This window comes from Bradyrhizobium sp. (assembly GCF_016462955.1).
GTDB lineage: Bacteria > Pseudomonadota > Alphaproteobacteria > Rhizobiales > Xanthobacteraceae > Bradyrhizobium.
The window spans coordinates 1-2,799 of sequence record NZ_JAEMSD010000706.1; the positions used below are offsets into that span (position 1 = coordinate 1).

Genomic DNA, 2,799 nt, shown 5'->3' on the forward strand with positions numbered 1-2,799 from the left:
ATCTATTTCGGCATACTCGGCGCCGACCCGGGGCGCCATGATCTCAGGCTTCTCACCCGAGGCGGCGAATCCGGCTTGCAACATCGACGCGCGTTCAGCGGATAGGCGCATCGCGCGCCTTTTCTCGAGCAAGCTACGATCGGCAAAGACGATGTTGGCAAATCTCGCCAAGCCTGCCTCGCGCATCTTCTTGCCGCCAGAGGCGGTGATAAAGACGAGAACGATATTGCGGTTTCATGCCCTCGATGCGCAAATCCGACAAACACAACCGCGAGCATTTCTGAGCGTCTGCTGTTGGAATGCAGGCGGCCTTCGTGAATTGGATCATGATGGCGATTTCTGATGTCACGCGATCAGCGATGGACTTTGCCGCGCGCTGGTCGCAAGCCGCTTTCGCTCCGGACGACGCGCATAGGCACAGCAATATCGCCGTTAGGATTAACTTCCATTTCAGAATCTGCATTCGCTCCCCCCTCATGCGATCTCTAGCGGACGGCTCTTTTGCGATAATCTTCGATCATGGCGCTGGTGATATCGTGCGGATAGCAAAGGGGAGCCGCGCCGCCTGGTCGCGCGTAGGCGCTTCGTCCGCCACAAGCTCTGCCGTTTCGCATCGTATCATCAGGACAGGCGCAAGGTCGGCCCGTTGCATGATATTGGTCGCGGCTTGCCTTGACGAGCAGGGCGGCAATGGCTGCGGCCGTCAGTACAGCTTCGACCTTGCGCTCGGAATTGGGCTGGGGCGTTGGATTTGCGGCGTTCGATCTGGGCGGCGCGGACGGCGATGGCGCCACGGAAGTTGACGACGCCGATGCTGGGCTCGGAGGCGCCGGCGTTGCGGTTGGGCTTGCGACTAACGGCCAAGGCTTCGATGCGACCGGCGCGTCGGTGGCCGCCGGTGCTTGCACCGTCACATTGGACGGTCGCCCTGGTCCGGCATCCTGCCGTCCCAGCGCATAGGCTCCGAGGGCCGTCAGCCCCATAAGGAGGGCTACAGTACCTCCTCGCATAGCTGCACCATTTTCCTACGGCGTTATCGCCATCACTGTTAGGCTCCTGCCGGACCTTGCGCGATATCGATCACGTGTCGATCGGCGCCGACCGTGATGACGATGGTGTAGGTCTTTTGACCTCCGCCCTCACTGGTAACGGGGGGCGCCAGATGCAACTGGCCGCCATACCATTCGCCCGGCATGAGCGTATTGTCCTTGATGACAGACTGCTCGAGGACGGCCATGTTGCGCTGCCCTGTCTCCACGGTGGCCGCGATCATGGCGTCATTCTGCGCGGCCGCATTACCTTGGGCGATCGCCGCCGCCGTCGGGCTGTAGAAGGTCCCCGTGCGGCCGCCCGCGGTCGTGTAGTGGCCATAACCGGCTTGGGAAGCGCTGTAGGCATTTCCCGCGGCGGCGAGTCCCGTGAAGATCGCGGCGGCGACCTGTCGATTCTTCTCCTCCTGAACAAGCATCTCATAGGTCACGACCTGCATGCCGTAGTCGGAGCCGGCGACATGCTGTGTCGCTTCGACTTGTGCAACGCGAAAATCGATCGGGCCCTTGCCGAGATTATTGATCGCGACGACGAAGACGGGCCGTCCGTTGGCACGGACCTGCCGCGAAGCCGGACGCACAAGGACGAGCGAGCTCTTCTGATGCGAGACCAAAGCCGGCTGCCCGTCGCGCATCAGCGCCTGTTGTTGTGGATTGGACGGCCGAAACTGAACCGTCTCGGCATTGGTTACGCAGCCGCCCAACGCGGCGCATAGCGCCACGACCCCCCATTTACGCATGATAGACTCCTCAGGCCCGCGGAGACTCAAGCGCAACCATAGGGAGAGATCAACAAAGGGAGAGAATTTACATCCCTAGACCTTAGTCGTGTGCACACGAATGAGTTCCGTGTTGGGATCCGGGCGGCATCGAGCAAGACTGCCGTCGTGCGATGAGCATTTATTTTGGGAGAATGGATTTGAAGACGGCTATTGTTCTTGCGATTGCGCTGCTCACGTCGACTGATTTTGCCGCAGCGCGAGGTGGTAGCCATTTTGGCGGCCGCGTGTCGTATGGTGGAGGCCATCATACCTCCAGCCACGGCGGGACTTACATCGGCGGCTCGGGCTCATCTCATAAAGGCGGCTCCTACCGAAATCCAAGCACTGGAAACCTGTACGGCACGCATAGGTAGGCGCGTCCACTGTTCAATAGGAGGCTGAGCTGAAGCCCGCAAGCTCTGGGCTCGCTGGGTGGCGGGCGTACCCCAAAAAATTCTCTCAACAAGTTGCTACGTGCGTGCTCGACTGAGATCCCCTCCTCCGACCTCAGGCATTGCTCAAGACTTGCGCGAGCTGCGCGACAAGCTTCGCCCTGTGCTCGGCAGGGAGCTTGTCTAGATTGATCTGCTTCCAGCGCACCGCCGGCAGGTTAGCCCCGCCAGAGACGCCCAGCAGTCTCCAATCGGGGTCACCGCGCTTGAACCCTATGAGGAAATCCCTGTGAGCTTGCGGCATTTTTCTCGCGATCTCGGCGATCAGCGTTTCCCGGGCTTCGAGCAACTCGTCCAGGGTTACTTCATCGGCGGTCATGCCCTCAAAGCCGTGCGTGAATTCGTGCTGGATGTCTTTGCGGCGAGGAACAATAACCTCGGAAATCGGCCTGTCATGGCTGATGAGGTAGACGATAAACGCCTTGCGGAGATCGTCCGTGATGCCTTCGTTGGCCAGCAGATCGCGGACATCAAAGAGGTCGCGCGGATGCTGCCGGTCGAGCGCCGCGACGAGCTTGCCGGCGTATAGATCGGCGA

General features: G+C 60.6%; 2 protein-coding genes. Both read right to left on the minus strand.

Translation table 11 applies throughout. From position 1 onward, the window contains the following. Positions 1 to 1,048: 1,048 nt before the first annotated feature. Positions 1,049 to 1,684: a hypothetical protein gene (locus tag JHD07_RS37155; RefSeq protein ID WP_291631237.1), complete on the minus strand. Its 636-nt coding sequence runs from the start codon at positions 1,682 to 1,684 to the stop codon at positions 1,049 to 1,051. Positions 1,685 to 2,317: 633 nt separating this feature from the next. After that, on the minus strand, positions 2,318 to 2,799 hold a 482-nt coding region (locus JHD07_RS37160), incomplete at its 5' end, for a nucleotidyl transferase AbiEii/AbiGii toxin family protein (protein WP_291631240.1).

Bases quoted from the DNA above. Each gene is read 5' to 3' on its own strand.
- JHD07_RS37155 (WP_291631237.1), bottom strand. From the start codon at position 1,684: ATGCGCGACGGGCAGCCGGCTTTGGTCTCGCATCAGAAGAGCTCGCTC.